This is a genomic window from Thermophilibacter provencensis (assembly GCF_900128445.1).
GTDB lineage: Bacteria > Actinomycetota > Coriobacteriia > Coriobacteriales > Atopobiaceae > Thermophilibacter > Thermophilibacter provencensis.
This window is the reverse complement of sequence record NZ_LT671417.1, coordinates 1,980,809-1,995,527: the sequence shown is the minus strand read 5'-3', so window position 1 is coordinate 1,995,527 and position 14,719 is coordinate 1,980,809. Positions and strand designations below refer to the sequence as shown.

Below are 14,719 nucleotides of genomic sequence, written 5' to 3'. Positions count from 1 at the left end.
TCGTGTCAAGCGGGCAGGCGGAGGTTCTTCTCGCCGATTTCTGGCCCTTCTGCGCCCGAGGACGTGGTGGCATACAATGCGGTGAAGCCACGTCGAAGGGATTCCCCATGAAGGACGTCAAGGAAGCGTGCAAGGTCGCCCTGGTGCAGGCGGAGCCGGTCATGTTCGACAAGAAGGCCTCGCTCGCCAAGGCGCTGCGGCTCATCGACGAGGCGGCGCCCCGGCGCCCGGACCTCATCGTCTTCCCCGAGCTCTTCATCCCCGGCTACCCAATTGGGATGAGCTTCGGCTTCAGCATGGGCAAGCGGACGGAGGACGGGAGGAGGGACTGGAAGCGCTACTACGACGCCTCCGTCATCGAGGGAGGGCCGGAGTTCGACGCGCTCGCCGAGCGGGCGAAAAGGACCGGCGCCTACATCAGCCTGGGGTTCTCCGAGCGCGACGCGGTCAGCGGGACGCTCTACAACAGCAACGTGGTCTTCGAGCCGGACGGCTCCCACAAGGTCCACCGCAAGCTGAAGCCCACCGGCTCCGAGCGGACCGTCTGGGGAGACGCCAACCGCGGCTACTTTCCCATCTCGGAGACGCCGTGGGGCCCCATGGGCGGTCTGATCTGCTGGGAGAGCTACATGCCCCTCGCCCGGGTCGCGCTCTATCAGAGAGGCGTCACCATCTATCTGGCGCCCAACACCAACGACAACCCCGAGTGGCAGGCAACCGTCCAGCACATCGCGATCGAGGGAAAGTGCTACGTGATCAACGCGGACATGATCGTCCGGCGCTCCTCCTACCCCTCGGGCCTCCACGAGGAGGACGCGATCTCCCGGCTGCCAGAGACGGTGTGCCGCGGGGGCAGCTGCGTGATCGACCCCTATGGGCACTACGTGACGGAGCCCGTCTGGGACGAGGAGACGATCGCCTACGCCGATCTGGACATGAGCCTGCCGGCCGCGTGCAAGATGGAGCACGACGCGGTGGGGCACTACGCCCGGCCGGACGTGCTGGAGCTCGTCGTCAGGGAGGGGTTGCGCTCGCCGTCCGCCATCGGCGTCGCCTTGCGCCCTCTGTCCTACCTCCCGAGTCGCATGTAGAGCAGCGGGTAGGGGCAGCCCTCCTCGTCGGTCTCCGTCCGGTGGCAGGTCGAGAAGCCCATGTGTTCGTAGAAGCCCACGGCCTGGGGGTTCTGCTCGTTGACGGTGAGCTCGGTGACGCCCAGGCGCTCGATGCCGTGGGAGAGAAGCGCGCGGCCGAGCCCCTGCCCGCGCGCGTCCGGGTCGAGGAAGAGCATTTCCAGGCGCCCGTCCTCCACGCCCATGAAGCCTATGGGAGCGCCGTCCCTCTCGGCAACGGCGAGCGCGCCCACGCCCTGGATCGCCTGCGGGACGAAGGGCCTGATCTCTGCGATGCCCTCCTCGGTGAGAAACGCGTGCGTGGAGCGCACGGCGCGCTCCCACACCCGGGCGAGCTGCGACACGAGCTCGGGCGTACGGTCGGTCACGAGGCGGATTGTGGCGTCGGACATGGGGGCTCCTCTCTTCTGGCCGTCACGTCATCCTGACATAGGTGCGGGTTCCGGATGAACTCGGGCGGGAAAGCGACCGCGAGCTGCCCACATCCGGTGCGAGGGCGGCTCGCGGACGGTCCTTCTCGCCAGAGCGTCTGCATCCCAGAGCGTCTGCATCCCGCCCGCATGGCGCTGTGTATCATGGGGCGAGAAGAACGTGCGGCAGATTGCGGGAGAGGCGTCGGATATGAAGAACATCCTGGTCATTCAGGGAGGCGGCCGCCCGCGCGGCAACACCTCCCAGCTCGTGGAGCGCTTCTGCGCAGGCGCGCGCGACGCGGGCCATGCGGTCGAGGTGGTCTCGCTCGTCAAGAACGAGGTCCGCGGCTGCCTGGGCTGCAACGCGTGCCGCTACGGCAAGCCGTGCGTGCAGAGGGACGCCTTCAACGACATCGCGCCCAAGGTGCTCGCCGCGGACCTGCTGGTGCTTGCGTCGCCGCTCTACTACTGGACCCTCCCGGCGCGCATGAAGGCGTTCATCGAGCGCTTCTACTGCCTGGCACAGCCCGACCCCAACCCGCCGCACGGCCGATACGAGAAGTACGACGTGCGCGACTGCGCCCTGCTCATGACCGCCGCGGACGACTTCTTCTGGACGTTTGAGCTGGCCGTTGGCTACTATCGCCAGTGCGTCGTCAACTACATCGGCTACCGCGACAGGGGCATGCTACTCGCCGGCGGCTGCGGTGACACCGACGGCGGCCCCCAGATCGATAAGACCGCACACCTCGAGGAGGCATACGAGTTCGGCCGGACGGTCTATCCGGCCGAGTAGGGCCCGCGGGCGCGGGCGACCTCGCGCGCCGCGCTACGCCCAGCCCAGAAGGTCGCGGATCACGCGGCTCGCGATCATCTGGCCCATGATGGGCGGCAGGTAGCTCATCGTGCCCAGGAGCGACCCCTCCTCGCGCCAGCGCTCGTCGGAGATGCGCTCCATGCGAACGGGCTTCTCGTCAGAGAAGAGCACGCGCAGGCCCCGGATGCCGCGGCGGCGGCACTCTTTCCGCATGACGCGCGCGAGCGGGCAGTTGACGGTGTCCTCGATGCGCGCGAAGCGCAGGCGGCACGGGTCGAGCTTGTTGGCCCCGCCCATCGCGGAGAGCTCGGGCACGCCGCGCTCCTGGCACCACTGCGCCAGGCGGAGCTTCTGCGCCACGGTGTCGATGGCGTCGACCACGTAGTCGAGGCGTCCGAGGGCGTCCATCTGCTCGGGGAGCGCGTCCTTGTCCAGGAAGGCCACGTGCGCCTCAACGGTGGCTGCGGGGTTGATGTCGAGCACCATCTGGCCCATGACCTCGGCCTTGGGGCGGCCTATCGTGCTCTGGAAGGCGAGCGCCTGGCGGTTGATGTTGCTCGGGGCCACCACGTCGCGGTCCAGGAGCACGAGGCGCCCCACGCCGCCGCGCGCGAGCGCCTCCGCGCAGGAGGATCCCACGCCGCCGAGGCCGATCACGGCCACGCGCGCCTCCGCGAGCCGCGCGAGCCCCTCGTCTCCGAGGATGAGCCTCAGCCTGTCCGTCGCCGTCTCCACCACGTTGCCTCCTGCACCTTGAGGACGCGTTTTTTCTCCCAGAGATTTTGGGACAGGTCTGGCCCTCGCCGCAACAGACCTGTCCCAAAATCTCTGTGAGAAATAACGCGTCCCCAAGGTGCAGGTTTCCGGTTTGCGACGGCTCCGCCGGGAGGCGCTTTACTTTGATAGAGTGCTGCGAGACGAAGGAGGTGCCATGCACAGAGAGTTCCTGATGGGCAACGAGGCGATGGCCGTGGGCGCGCTCGCCGCCGGCGTGAACGTGGTGGCGGGGTACCCGGGCACCCCGTCCACGGAGGTCCTGGAGGCCGTGGCCCGCCGCCGGCCGGAGGGCGTGTACGTGGAGTGGTCCGTCAACGAGAAGGCGGCGCTCGAGGTTGCCGCCGGGGCGGCCTACGCCGGGGCGCGGGCGCTCGTGACCATGAAGCAGGTGGGCCTCAACGTGGCGTCCGACCCGCTCATGAGCCTCTCCTACATCGGCGTCAAGGGCGGCATGGTGGTGCTCGTGGCCGATGACCCGGGCCCCATATCCTCCCAGACCGAGCAGGACACGAGGACCTTCGCCGCCTACGCCAAGCTGCCGGTCCTCGACCCCTCCAGCCCGAGCGAGGCCTACGAGATGATGGCGGATGCCTTCGCGCTCTCCGAGGAGCTGGGCTGCCCGGTGATCGTTCGCCCCACCACGCGCGTGGACCACGGGTACGAGGACGTCGAGGTGGCGGACCCGGGGGAGTGGGAGCGCCACGAGCCCGAGGGCTTCGTGCGCGACCCGTCGCGCTGGGTCATCTTCCCGGCGCTCTCGGTGCGCGCCCACGCCGCCATAGAGGCGCGTGACGCCGAGCTCTCGCGCCGGCTCTCCGGCTACGCTCGCAACGTCATCTCCGAGCCGCCCGTCGCCTCGCCGCGCCTCGGCGTGGCCACGCACGGCATCAGCGCCACCTACGTGGCGGAGAACCTGGGCGAGAGGGACGGCGTGCGCGTGCTCCGCGTGGCGACGCCGTACCCCTTCCCCGAGGACCTGGCGGTGCGCTTCCTGGAGGGGCTCGACGAGGTCCTCTGCGTGGAGGAGCTCGACCCCGTGATCGAGCGCGCCCTTATCGCCACCTGCGGCCGCCGCGGGCTCGGCGTCAGGATCCGCGGCAAGCTGACGGGCGACGCGCAGCCCTCGGGCGAGAACACCGTGGAGAGCGTCGGCCGCGCGCTCGACGCGTTTCTCGGCCGCCCCTCCGCCGCGTCCCCCGGGGCCGACGAGGCCGTCCCCACGCTGCCGGTCCGCCCGCCGGTCCTCTGCGCGGGCTGCCCGCACCGGGCGAGCTTCTACGCCGTCAAGCGTGCCATGCGCGGGCGCAAGGTGATCTTCTGCGGTGACATCGGGTGCTACACGCTCGGCAACGCCGCGCCGCTCGACATGGTTGACACGTGCCTGTGCATGGGGGCGGGCATCAACATAGCGCAGGGCGTGACGCGCGTGGAGCCGGGCACCAAGGCCTTCGCCTTCGTGGGGGACTCGACGTTTTTCGCCTCGGGCATCACGGGCGCGGTCAACGCCTTCTACAACCAGGCGGACATGACGCTCGTCGTGCTGGACAACTCGACCACCGCCATGACCGGCCACCAGCCGCACCCGGGCACCGGTCGCACGATGATGGGGCAGGTCGTGGAGAAGGTCTCGATCGAGCGCGTCCTGCGCGCGATTGGGCTCACGGTGGTTGAGACCGTGGACCCGCTCGACCTCGAGGCGTCCGTCGAGACCGTCCGCCGCGTGGCGGACGAGCCGGGCGTCAAGGCGATCGTCTTCCGCTCCCCGTGCGTGGTGCTCGCGCGCCCGGAGGCCGTGAGCGCGGTGGACGTCGAGAGGTGCGTGGGCTGCCGGCGCTGCGTGCGCGAGCTCGGCTGCCCGGCGCTCGTGCCCGACGCCGCGACCGGCAAGGTGAGAATAGACCCCGCCCAGTGCACGGGCTGCACCCTCTGCGAGCAGGTCTGCCCCACGCACGCGATCAAGGGAGGTGAGCGCCCGTGAGCACCAGCATCGTCCTGTGCGGCGTGGGCGGCCAGGGCGCCGTCCTGGCATCCAAGCTGCTCGCCCGCGCCGCGATGGGCCGCGGCCTCAGCGTCAAGACAGCCGAGACCATCGGCATGGCGCAGCGCGGGGGATCGGTCTTCAGCCACGTGAGGCTGGGCGAGGGCGCCGCATCCCCGCTCGTCGGCCGCGGGCGCGCGGACGCGATCGTGGCCTTCGAGCCGGCCGAGGCGGCGCGGCAGCTGCCGTTCCTCCGCGCGGGCGGCACGCTCGTGACAAGCGACGCCCCGGTGGTTCCCGTCTCCGCGGCAACCGGGGGCCCGGCCTACGACCTCGCGACCATCATGTCCTACCTGCGCGATCGCGTGGGGGAGAAGAACCTCGTGGTCGTGGACGCCGTAGCTGCAGAGGCGGAGCTCGGCACGGCGAAGGCGCTGAACGTGGTCCTTCTCGGCGCCGCCGCCCGCGCGGGGGCGCTCGGCCCCGTCACCGTGGAGGACCTCGCGGACGCGGTGCGGGCCGTCGTGAGCCCCCGCTTCATCGACCTCGACCTGCGCGCCCTGCGCCGTGCAAAGGGGACAGTCACTTTTGCACGGGCATGCGTGCAAAAGTGACTGTCCCCTTTGCACGAAGGAGCCCAGCATGAAGATCAGCGAATCCCAGCTCAAGCTCGTGAACGACCAGGTCCAGCGCCTCGTGGCGTCGGGCAACTACTTTGGCCGGCGTCTCGAGGAGGCGGGCGTCACCGAGGTCCTCACCGAGGAGGACTTCCTCGCGCTGCCCTTCTCCGAGAAGGAGGACCTGCGCAACTGCTACCCGCTCGGCGTCTCGGCCGTGGACGAGCGCGAGATCGTGCGCATCCACTCGAGCTCCGGCACCACGGGCACGCCGGTCATCATCCCCTACACCGCCAAGGACGTCGAGGACTGGGCGGAGCAGTTCCGCCGCTGCTACGAGCTCGCCGGCATCACGGCGGACGACCGCATCCAGATCACGCCCGGCTACGGCCTCTGGACCGCGGGCATCGGATTCCAGGCGGGCGCGGAGAAGCTCGGCGCCATGGTCGTCCCCATGGGCCCCGGCAACACCGAGAAGCAGCTGCAGTTCATGGTGGACCTCCAGACGACGGTCATCGGCGCCACGTCGAGCTACGCGCTGCTTCTTGCCGAAGAGGTCGAGAAGCGCGGCATGCGCGACCAGATCGCCCTCGCCAAGGGCGTCATCGGCTCCGAGCGCTGGGGCGAGAGGATGCGCGAGCGCGTGAAGGCGGGGCTTGGCATCGACGTCTACGACATCTACGGCCTCACGGAGGTCTACGGCCCGGGCATCGGCATCTCCTGCGACGCCGAGGACGGCATGCACTACTGGGACGACTTCATCTACCTTGAGATCGTCGACCCCGCGACGGGCGAGCCGCTGCCTGACGGGGAGTGGGGCGAGATCGTCATCACCACCCTCGTCAAGGAGGGCGCGCCCCTCATCCGCTTCCGAACGCACGACCTCAGCCGCATCATCCCCGGCGACTGCCCCTGCGGATGCCCCTTCCCGCGCATCGACGCGCTCCAGGGCCGCTCGGACGACATGGTCAAGATTCACGGCGTCAACGTCTTCCCGCGCCAGATCGAGGAGATCCTCCAGACGTTCCCGGCCCTCTCGAGCGAGTACCAGATCCGCCTCTCGCACCTCGAGGGCCGCGACACCATGCGCATCTACGTGGAGACGGACGGCACCCAGGACTTCCTCGACACTGCGGACGCCGTCGCGCACGAGGTCAAGCGCCGCATCGGCTTCACGCCGCTCGTGAAGGTCGTCGAGCTCGGGGTGCTGCCCAGGAGCGAGAAGAAGACCCGTCGCGTCTTCGACGAGCGCTACGACTAGGCGGCGCTCGGCGAGGCGGCGGGCCAGGTTATGACCGCGCCCCGCACGACCTGACAGATGACCCTGTCACCTTTGTCAGGTCGCCGAGAAGCGGTAGACGATCTCGGACTCCCAGGGGCTTTCGGGATCGCAGACGGGCTGCGGCCACTCGGGGTGGTGGATTGCGTCGGGGTAGAACTCGGGCTCAAAGGCGAACCCGGACCGCGGCGCGTAGTCAAAGCCGCCCTTGGCCCCCTTGTCGCCCAGCCAGTTGCCGGTGTAGAGGTGCGCGGCCGGCGTGGTGAGAAGCACCTCGAGCACGCGGCCGCTCGCGGGGTCGCAGGCGAGGAGGGCGCGGCGGGGAAGGCCCCCCGGGACGTAGCCTCGCACGCAGAGGCAGTGGTCGTAGCCTCGGCCGCGCCGGAGCTGCTCGTCGTCCGCGTCGATGTCGGCGCCGAGCGCCTTGGGCCGGCGGAAGTCGAACGGCGTCCCCGCCACGTCCGCGACCTCGCCGGTGGGCACCGAGTCCTCGCGGACCGGGAGGAAGCGCTCGGCGTCCACCTGGACCACCTGGTCGAGGACGTCTCCCGACCCGTTCCCCGCGAGGTTGAAGTAGGAGTGGTTGGTCATGTTCACGTACGTGGGGGCATCGGTCTCGCACCGGTACGACACGCGCAGCTCGACGGCACCGTCCTTCTCGCCGAGCGCGTAGGTGGCGCGGAAGGTGCGGTTGCCCGGCAGGCCGAGCTCGCCGTCGGCGAGGCGGCAGGTCAGGCGGACGGCGTTCGCCGCCTCGTCGGCCTCCGCGTCCCAGAGCCGCTTGTGGAGGCCGCGCTCCGAGCTCGTGTGGTTGTTGTTCCGCCCGTCGGGCCCGTCGTTTCCGGGAAGGCGGTAGGTGGCGCCCGACAGCGGGACCTCGGCGCGGTCGGTGCGGTTCGCGACGGGGCCCACGGTCCCGCCGAAGAACGCGGGGTTCTCCCCGGCGTAGCCCTCGACCGAGTCGAAGCCGAGAAGGACGTCCGCCACGGCGCCGTCACGGTCGGGCAGCTCGAGGGCGAGCAGCGTGGCGCCGAAGTCGGACACGGACGCGCGCACGCGCCCGGCCTCGAGGACGAAGCGCGCCGCCTCCGCGCCGCCGGGGGTGGTCCCAAAGGGGCGTCTCTCGATCATGATGCACCTCCGCTTTCGGTTGTTGCCCCAGTGTAGCGCGCCGCGGCCGCTCGGCGGGCCGTCGTCTGGCGGGCGACGGCACGGGCTCGGTGACGGGTTTTGGACGGATGGGGGGCGCTTGGGGCGCGCGTCCGTCCAAAACCCGTCACTCTCACGCGTCGCGTGCGGACGCGGGCGCGCCGGCGCGATGCGGGCGGGCCTCGGGCCCGGCGCCGCCCGCCCGCTGCGGTATAGTAGGTGTTCCTATGGCTCGTACGGAGGGGAGCGGATATGGCGGACTACAAGTCGGACATCGAGATCGCGCAGGAGGCCCGGATGCTGCCCATCGCGGAGGTCGCCGCGCGCGCGGGCCTTACGGAGGACATGCTCGAGCCCTATGGGCGCACCAAGGCCAAGGTCGACATCCACTCGCTGGCGGACCGCCCCTCCAAGGGCAGGCTCGTCCTCGTGACGGCCATCAACCCCACCCCGGCGGGCGAGGGCAAGACCACCACGTCCGTGGGCCTCGCCGACGCGATGAACCGCCTGGGGCACCAGACGATGCTCTGCCTGCGCGAGCCCTCGCTCGGCCCGGTCTTCGGCATCAAGGGCGGCGCGGCGGGCGGCGGCTACGCGCAGGTCGTCCCCATGGAGGACATCAACCTGCACTTCACGGGCGACTTCCACGCCATCGGCGCGGCCAACAACCTCTGCGCCGCCATGCTCGACAACCACATCAAGCAGGGCAACGCCCTCGGCATCGACCCGCGCCGCATCGTCTGGAAGCGCTGCGTCGACATGAACGACCGCCAGCTCAGAAACGTCGTAGACGGCCTTGGCGGCATCGCGGACGGCATGCCGCGGCAGGACGGCTTCGACATCACGGTGGCCTCCGAGGTCATGGCGGTCTTCTGCCTCGCCACGGACCTCTCCGACCTCAAGGCGCGCCTCGGGCGCATGGTGATCGCCTACACCTATGACCGCAAGCCCGTCACCGTCTCCGACATCCACGCCGAGGGCGCCATGACGGCGCTGCTCAAGGACGCCATCAAGCCCAACCTCGTGCAGACGCTCGAGGGCAACCCCGCGTTCGTCCACGGCGGCCCCTTCGCCAACATCGCGCACGGCTGCAACTCGGTGGAGGCCACGACGACCGCCCTCAAGCTCGCCGACTACGTGGTGACCGAGGCCGGCTTCGGTGCGGACCTCGGCGCCGAGAAGTTCCTCGACATCAAGTGCCGCGCCACCGGGCTCGCGCCCTCCGCGGTGGTGCTCGTGGCCACCGTGCGCGCGCTCAAGTACAACGGGGGCGTCCCCAAGGCCGAGCTCACCGTGGAGAACCTCGAGGCGCTCGAGGCCGGCCTGCCCAACCTGCTGCGCCACGTCTCCAACATCAAGGACGTCTGGGGCCTGCCCGTCGTCGTGGCAGTCAACGCCTTCCCCACGGACACCGAGGCGGAGCTCGCCCTCGTCGAGCGCCGCTGCAACGAGCTCGGCGTCAACGTCGCGCTCTCCGAGGTCTGGGCCAAGGGCGGCGAGGGCGGCGTGGCGCTCGCCAACGAGGTCGTCCGCCTCTGCGACGAGCCGTCCGACTTCCACTACGCCTACGAGCTAGAGGGCGGCATCGCCGAGAAGGTCGAGGCCATCGCGACCAAGGTCTACCACGCCGACGGCGTCGACTTCACCGGACCGGCCAGGCGCCAGCTCGCCCAGCTCGAGGAGCTCGGCTATGGCGGCCTGCCCATATGCATGGCCAAGACCCAGTACTCCTTCACCGACGACCAGACCAAGCTCGGCGCGCCCGAGGGGTTCCGCATCACGGTGCGAAACCTCCGCGTGTCCGCCGGCGCGGGCTTCATCGTGGCGCTCACGGGCGACATCATGACCATGCCCGGCCTGCCCAAGGTCCCGGCCGCCGAGAAGATCGACGTCACGCCCGACGGCAAGATCGTCGGCCTGTTCTGACGGCGTTCGTGACAAAGGTGACGTGTCGTCTGTCAGGTTTTGAGGAAGGGGCGCCTTGGACGAGAGGTATACGGAGCTGAGCTGCGAGGAGTTCTCCGACCGGCTCGCGGCGCGCGAGAGCGTTCCCGGCGGCGGCGGCGCGGCCGCGCTCGTCGGGGCGCTCGGGGCGGCGCTCTGCTCGATGGCGGGCTCCTTCACCGTGGGGAAGCCCCGGTACGCGTCAGTCGAGGACGAGGTCCGCGCCCTCGTGGACGAGGCCGAGGACGTGCGCTACCGCCTGCTCGAGCTCGTGGAGGAGGACGCGGAGGGGTTCGCGCCCCTCGCCGCGGCCTATGCCATCCCGCGCGATGACCCCGGTCGCGCGGAGGCGCTCGAGCGCGCGACGGAGGCGGCTGCGATGGCGCCGCTCGCCATGGTGGGGGAGTGCTGCCGCGCGGTCTCCCTCCTCGAGCGCATGGGGGAGCGCTGCTCGCGCCTGCTCGCGTCCGACGTGGCCTGCGGAGCGTTGCTCGTGCGCGCGGCGCTCGGTGCGGCGAGCGTCAACGTCTACGTGAACACCGCCTCGCTCGCGGACCGCGCGCAGGCGGCGGCCATCGAGTCCGCCTGCGACGAGCTCGTCGAGGAGTACGTGCCGCGCGCCGACCGGCTCGCCGAGCGCGTCCTTGCGGGCATCCGCAGGGGGTCGCGCTGATGGCGGAGCTGCTCAGGGGCGCCCCCGTCGCCCGCGCCATCGCGGAGGCCCTCGCCCCCCGCGTCGACGCCCTGCGCGCGCGGGGGGTCGAGCCCCGGCTGGCCGTCGTGCGCGTGGGCGAGCGCGAGGACGACCTCGCCTACGAGCGGGCGGCGGAGAGGCGCTGCCTTGCCGTCGGCATCGCGTTCCAGAGGGTCGTCCTCGGGGCCGACGGCGTCGACCAGGCGTCGCTCGAGGGCGCGCTCGACGCGCTCGGCGCCCGGGGCGACGTCCACGGCATCCTGCTCCTGCGGCCGCTGCCGGCGCCCCTCGACGACGCGGCCGCCGCGGCGGCGAGCATCCCCGCCGAGAAGGACGTGGACTGCGCCGGCCCCGCGGGGCTTCTCGCCACGCTCTCCGGGCGCGGAGGCGGCTTCGCCCCGTGCACCGCGGAGTCCGCGCTCGCGATTCTGGACCACTACGGCGTGCCGCTCGACGGGGCCAACGTGACCGTCGTCGGCCGCTCCCTCGTGATCGGGCGTCCCGTCTCCGCCCTCCTGCTGGCGAGAAACGCCACGGTGACCACCTGCCACACGCACACGCGCGACCTCGCGGCCGCCTGCCGCGCGGCTGACGTGATCGTTGCCGCGGCGGGGTCGCCCGCCGCCATCGGCCCGGATTGCGTCCGGCCGGGCCAGGTCGTCGTCGACGTCGGCACCAACTGGGACGCCGCCGCGGGCCGCCTCGTCGGCGACGTCGACTTCGACGCCGTCGAGCCCATCGTCTCCGCCATCACGCCCGTGCCCGGCGGCGTGGGTGCCGTAACAACCGCCATTCTGGCCCGGCACGTCGTCGAGGCCGCAGAGAGGACCTGCCGATGAAGCTAACCGAGAAGCCCTCCTCGTCCTACAGCGGGGCGATGACCCCCGCGTCGATGGAGCTCAAGAACGAGCGCGTCGCCGAGACCAAGGCCGGGACCGACCTCGCGAGCGCCCTCGTGCTCGCCGTCATGTCGGGGGCGTTCATCTCGCTCGGCGCCACGTTCATGCTCGTGGTGAAGTCGGACGCCACGCTGCCCTTCGCCGCCACGCAGTTGCTCGGCGGCTTCGCCTTCACGCTCGGGCTCTTCCTCGTCCTCGCGGCGGGCGCGGAGCTCTTCACCGGGAACTGCCTCATGGTCATGGGCCCGCTCTCCGGGCGCTTCTCGTGGGGCAAGCTCCTCTCGAGCTGGCTGGTGGTGCTCGCGGGCAACCTCGCGGGCGCCCTCCTGGCGTCCGCCGCCATGCTCGCCGCGGGCGTCGCGTCCGCCAACGGGGGCGCCCTCGGGGAGGCGGCCATCGCCGTGGCGGAGGGCAAGGTCGCGCTTGGCTGGGGGACCGCCTTCGCGCGCGGCGTCCTCTGCAACATGCTCGTCTGCCTCGCCGTCTGGGTCGGCCACTCCGCCAGCTCGGTCACCGACAAGTTCTTCTCGGCCCTGCTGCCGGTCATGGGGTTCATGGCGGCGGGCTTCGAGCACTGCGTGGCCAACATGTTCTTCCTGCCCTATGCGATGATGCTGCAGGCGACGGGCGTCGCATCGGGCTCGGTCGACCTTGCGGGCGTCCTGCACAACCTGAGCGCGGCCACGCTCGGCAATCTCGTGGGCGGCGTCGTGCTGGTGGGCGCATCCTACTGGTTCGTGTACGGCAGGGGAAGGGATCGCGCGTGAGCGACAAGAGCACGTCGGGCGAGAAGAACGTGAACGCCCAGGGCTACGGCCCCATCGACAAGCCCCGCGTTGAGGCGGCCGTCCGCGAGCTCCTGCTCGCCATCGGCGAGGACCCCGACCGCGAGGGGCTGGTCGGGACGCCCGACCGCGTGGCGCGCGCCTGCGAGGAGATCCTCGGCGGCACGCAGGAGGACCCGGGGGCGCACCTGCGCCGCCAGTTCCACGAACCGGGAAACCAGGAGATGGTGATCGTCAAGGACATCCCGTTCTCCTCGCTCTGCGAGCATCACATCCTGCCCTTCACCGGTCGCGCGCACGTCTGCTACATCCCGCGCGACGGCCGCATCACGGGCCTCTCCAAGATCGCGCGCTGCGTCTCGGGATACGCGCGCCGCCTCCAGGTGCAGGAGCGGCTCACCGGGCAGATCGCCGACGCCATGGTGCGCGAGCTCGACCCGCTCGGCGTCCTCGTGGTGCTGGAGGCGGAGCACACCTGCATGACCATGCGCGGGGTCCGCGCGGCGGGCGCCCTCACCACCACCTCGGCGGTGCGCGGGTGCCTGCGCGACCTCAAGACCCGTCAGGAGGCCCTTCGCCTCCTCGGGCTGTAGCGGCCCTCGGCGAGCGCTCGGTCGCTCGCCCGCCGCGCGTCGTTCTCGCTCGATGGCCTCGCGGCGGGCGGGCAGGTACGCCCCGCCGCGAGCTCTTGCCGCGTCCCGTGCGGCAAGCTTCCCGGGCGCCGGGGCGCGCCTGCCCGCCCCCGGCCGAGTGACAGGAGATGGCATGTACAAGCTGCCGTTCGAGGTTCCCGAGATCACGTACGACGAGGCGCTCGACGTCCTGCACGGGGCGCTGCGCTTCGGGATAGAGCCCCTGCTCGAGACCGTTGAGGACATGCTCGCCGAGCTCGGCGACCCCGACCTCGCGTTCGAGTGCGTGCAGGTCGCCGGCACCAACGGAAAGACGTCCACGAGCCGCTTCACGGCCGCCGTCCTGGCGGGGGAGGGCCTCTCCACGGCGCTCTACACGTCGCCGGAGCTCGTGAGCTACACCGAGCGCATGGAGGTCGGCGGCTCGCCCGTCTCCGAGGAGGCCTTCGCGCACGGCATCTCCGCCGCGCGCGAGGCGGGCTGCCGCGTGAACGAGCGCCGCGTCGCCCAGGGCCTTCGCCCCTATGACGTGACCGAGTTCGACACCCTCACGGTGGCCGCCATGGTCGTATTCGCCGAGGCGGGGGTCGACGTGGCCGTGCTCGAGTGCGGCATGGGCGGCCGCTGGGACGCGACCTCGGCCGCCAAGTCCATCCGCGCCGTCGCGGTGACCGGCATCGGGCTCGACCACATGCGCGTCCTCGGGGACACGCTCGAGAAGATCGCCGGCGAGAAGGCCGCCATCATCAAGCCCGGCCGCGCCTGCGTGCTCGGGGTGGGGACCGCCACCCCCGACAGCGTCGAGGACGTGTTTCTCGCCCAGGCGCGCGCGGCCGGCGTGACGCCTGTGCTGCTGCGTCCCGAGCGCCTCGAGGACGCGGCGGGGGAGATGCACCCCGGCGTCCCGCGCCGGCGCGACGACCTCCCGCGCGCGAGCTACCGGATCGTGCGGCGCCCCGCGCGCATCGGGGCGCCCCTCGAGCTCACGGTGGCCACGCCGCGCGCCACCTACGAGGAGCTCGCCTGCCTCAAGCCCGCCTACCAGGCCGCCAACGTGGCCTGCGCCGTGGCGCTCGCGGAGGGCTACCTCGGCCGCGCGCTCGACTCCGAGGCGCTCTTCACCTCCGTCGTCCAGTGCCCCACGCCCGGCCGCTTCCAGCTCCTGCGACCGGAGCCGCCCGTCCTCATCGACGCGTGCCACAACCCGCAGTCGGTGGCGGCGTTCCTGACCGCCGTCGATGCCGTGGCGCCCGTCCGGGAGGGGCGGCCGACGCTTCTGGCGGCCGTCCTGGCCGACAAGGACGTGGAGGGCATCGTGGCCCTTCTCGCCCGCGCGTTCCCGCGCGTCGCCGTCACGCAGACCGCGAGCCCGCGCGCCCTCCCCGCGGCCGAGCTCGCCGCCCTCTTCGCCGGCGCCGGCGCGGAAGTGGTCGGGACGTATCCCACGGTTGAGGCCGCAACGTCGGCATTGTGTGGAGAATCCTACGTTGGATGTGGTTCCATCACGCTCGCAGGCGAGCTTGCGGCCCTTCTCGGATAGCTTTTGTTACAATTCAGCTGTCTGTGGCGTCGCGCCGTGACGTTTTCCGATGGCAGAAGGAGTCC

Annotated in this window: 14 protein-coding genes; 11 read left to right on the top strand and 3 right to left on the bottom strand. The window is 71.1% G+C overall.

The annotated features are described in order from the left end of the window. Positions 1–107 precede the first annotated feature (107 nt). Entirely contained in the window at positions 108–1,091 is a 984-nt protein-coding gene (locus tag BQ7391_RS08965; RefSeq protein ID WP_083662170.1) for a carbon-nitrogen hydrolase family protein, read from the top strand. On the opposite strand, the gene BQ7391_RS08960 is transcribed toward BQ7391_RS08965, so the two are convergent. Continuing rightward, positions 1,070–1,522 carry a GNAT family N-acetyltransferase gene (locus BQ7391_RS08960; RefSeq protein WP_075280286.1) on the bottom strand — a complete coding sequence of 151 codons (453 nt, stop codon included), beginning with the start codon at positions 1,520–1,522 and terminating at the stop codon, positions 1,070–1,072. The genes BQ7391_RS08965 and BQ7391_RS08960 overlap by 22 nt on opposite strands. Before the next feature lie 229 nt (positions 1,523–1,751). Here BQ7391_RS08960 and BQ7391_RS08955 point away from each other — a divergent pair, with 229 nt between their 5' ends. Continuing rightward, positions 1,752–2,339, top strand: a complete 588-nt coding sequence (locus BQ7391_RS08955) for a flavodoxin family protein (RefSeq protein WP_075280285.1) — start codon at positions 1,752–1,754, stop codon at positions 2,337–2,339. A gap of 33 nt (positions 2,340–2,372) precedes the next feature. Here the strand turns inward: BQ7391_RS08955 and BQ7391_RS08950 are convergent, their stop codons facing one another. Next, positions 2,373–3,098: a tRNA threonylcarbamoyladenosine dehydratase gene (locus BQ7391_RS08950; protein ID WP_075280284.1), complete on the bottom strand. Its 726-nt coding sequence runs from the start codon at positions 3,096–3,098 to the stop codon at positions 2,373–2,375. A gap of 193 nt (positions 3,099–3,291) precedes the next feature. On the opposite strand from BQ7391_RS08950, the gene iorA reads away from it, so the two are divergent. The 3 genes from iorA to BQ7391_RS08935 are packed head-to-tail and all read left to right on the top strand — an operon-like array spanning position 3,292 to position 6,993. Further along, entirely contained in the window at positions 3,292–5,115 is a 1,824-nt protein-coding gene (gene iorA, locus BQ7391_RS08945) for an indolepyruvate ferredoxin oxidoreductase subunit alpha (protein ID WP_075280283.1), read from the top strand. After that, a complete protein-coding gene (locus BQ7391_RS08940; RefSeq protein ID WP_075280282.1) occupies positions 5,112–5,729 on the top strand; it encodes an indolepyruvate oxidoreductase subunit beta in 618 nt (205 codons plus the stop codon). Before iorA ends, BQ7391_RS08940 begins: the two co-directional genes overlap by 4 nt. Positions 5,730–5,757: 28 nt before the next feature. Continuing rightward, on the top strand, positions 5,758–6,993 hold the full coding sequence (locus BQ7391_RS08935; RefSeq protein WP_075280281.1) for a phenylacetate--CoA ligase family protein: 1,236 nt from the start codon (positions 5,758–5,760) through the stop codon (positions 6,991–6,993). 75 nt (positions 6,994–7,068) lie between these two features. On the opposite strand, the gene BQ7391_RS08930 is transcribed toward BQ7391_RS08935, so the two are convergent. Beyond that, on the bottom strand, positions 7,069–8,142 hold the full coding sequence (locus BQ7391_RS08930; RefSeq protein ID WP_075280280.1) for an aldose epimerase family protein: 1,074 nt from the start codon (positions 8,140–8,142) through the stop codon (positions 7,069–7,071). Between the two features lie 270 nt (positions 8,143–8,412). On the opposite strand from BQ7391_RS08930, the gene BQ7391_RS08925 reads away from it, so the two are divergent. The 6 genes from BQ7391_RS08925 to BQ7391_RS08900 all read left to right on the top strand — a co-directional run bounded on the left by BQ7391_RS08925 (position 8,413) and on the right by BQ7391_RS08900 (position 14,654). After that, the gene (locus BQ7391_RS08925; protein WP_075280279.1) at positions 8,413–10,086 is read left to right on the top strand and encodes a formate--tetrahydrofolate ligase; all 1,674 of its coding nucleotides are present in this window, start codon (positions 8,413–8,415) and stop codon (positions 10,084–10,086) included. Positions 10,087–10,141: 55 nt separating this feature from the next. Beyond that, a complete protein-coding gene (locus BQ7391_RS08920; RefSeq protein ID WP_075280278.1) occupies positions 10,142–10,777 on the top strand; it encodes a cyclodeaminase/cyclohydrolase family protein in 636 nt (211 codons plus the stop codon). Further along, positions 10,777–11,637, top strand: a complete 861-nt coding sequence (locus BQ7391_RS08915; RefSeq protein WP_075280277.1) for a bifunctional 5,10-methylenetetrahydrofolate dehydrogenase/5,10-methenyltetrahydrofolate cyclohydrolase — start codon at positions 10,777–10,779, stop codon at positions 11,635–11,637. Before BQ7391_RS08920 ends, BQ7391_RS08915 begins: the two co-directional genes overlap by 1 nt. Next, positions 11,634–12,464 carry a formate/nitrite transporter family protein gene (locus BQ7391_RS08910; protein ID WP_075280276.1) on the top strand — a complete coding sequence of 277 codons (831 nt, stop codon included), beginning with the start codon at positions 11,634–11,636 and terminating at the stop codon, positions 12,462–12,464. The genes BQ7391_RS08915 and BQ7391_RS08910 overlap by 4 nt, the downstream gene beginning before the upstream one ends. Beyond that, a complete protein-coding gene (gene folE, locus BQ7391_RS08905; protein ID WP_200799601.1) occupies positions 12,461–13,075 on the top strand; it encodes a GTP cyclohydrolase I FolE in 615 nt (204 codons plus the stop codon). Before BQ7391_RS08910 ends, folE begins: the two co-directional genes overlap by 4 nt. 172 nt (positions 13,076–13,247) lie before the next feature. Then, positions 13,248–14,654 carry a bifunctional folylpolyglutamate synthase/dihydrofolate synthase gene (locus tag BQ7391_RS08900; RefSeq protein ID WP_075280275.1) on the top strand — a complete coding sequence of 469 codons (1,407 nt, stop codon included), beginning with the start codon at positions 13,248–13,250 and terminating at the stop codon, positions 14,652–14,654. Positions 14,655–14,719: the final 65 nt, after the last annotated feature.

Bases quoted from the DNA above. Each gene is read 5' to 3' on its own strand.
- BQ7391_RS08930 (WP_075280280.1), bottom strand. From the start codon at position 8,142: ATGATCGAGAGACGCCCCTTTGGGACCACCCCCGGCGGCGCGGAGGCG.
- BQ7391_RS08915 (WP_075280277.1), top strand. From the start codon at position 10,777: ATGGCGGAGCTGCTCAGGGGCGCCCCCGTCGCCCGCGCCATCGCGGAG.
- BQ7391_RS08910 (WP_075280276.1), top strand. From the start codon at position 11,634: ATGAAGCTAACCGAGAAGCCCTCCTCGTCCTACAGCGGGGCGATGACC.
- BQ7391_RS08960 (WP_075280286.1), bottom strand. From the start codon at position 1,522: ATGTCCGACGCCACAATCCGCCTCGTGACCGACCGTACGCCCGAGCTC.
- BQ7391_RS08900 (WP_075280275.1), top strand. From the start codon at position 13,248: ATGTACAAGCTGCCGTTCGAGGTTCCCGAGATCACGTACGACGAGGCG.
- BQ7391_RS08965 (WP_083662170.1), top strand. From the start codon at position 108: ATGAAGGACGTCAAGGAAGCGTGCAAGGTCGCCCTGGTGCAGGCGGAG.
- BQ7391_RS08925 (WP_075280279.1), top strand. From the start codon at position 8,413: ATGGCGGACTACAAGTCGGACATCGAGATCGCGCAGGAGGCCCGGATG.
- iorA (WP_075280283.1), top strand. From the start codon at position 3,292: ATGCACAGAGAGTTCCTGATGGGCAACGAGGCGATGGCCGTGGGCGCG.
- BQ7391_RS08935 (WP_075280281.1), top strand. From the start codon at position 5,758: ATGAAGATCAGCGAATCCCAGCTCAAGCTCGTGAACGACCAGGTCCAG.
- BQ7391_RS08955 (WP_075280285.1), top strand. From the start codon at position 1,752: ATGAAGAACATCCTGGTCATTCAGGGAGGCGGCCGCCCGCGCGGCAAC.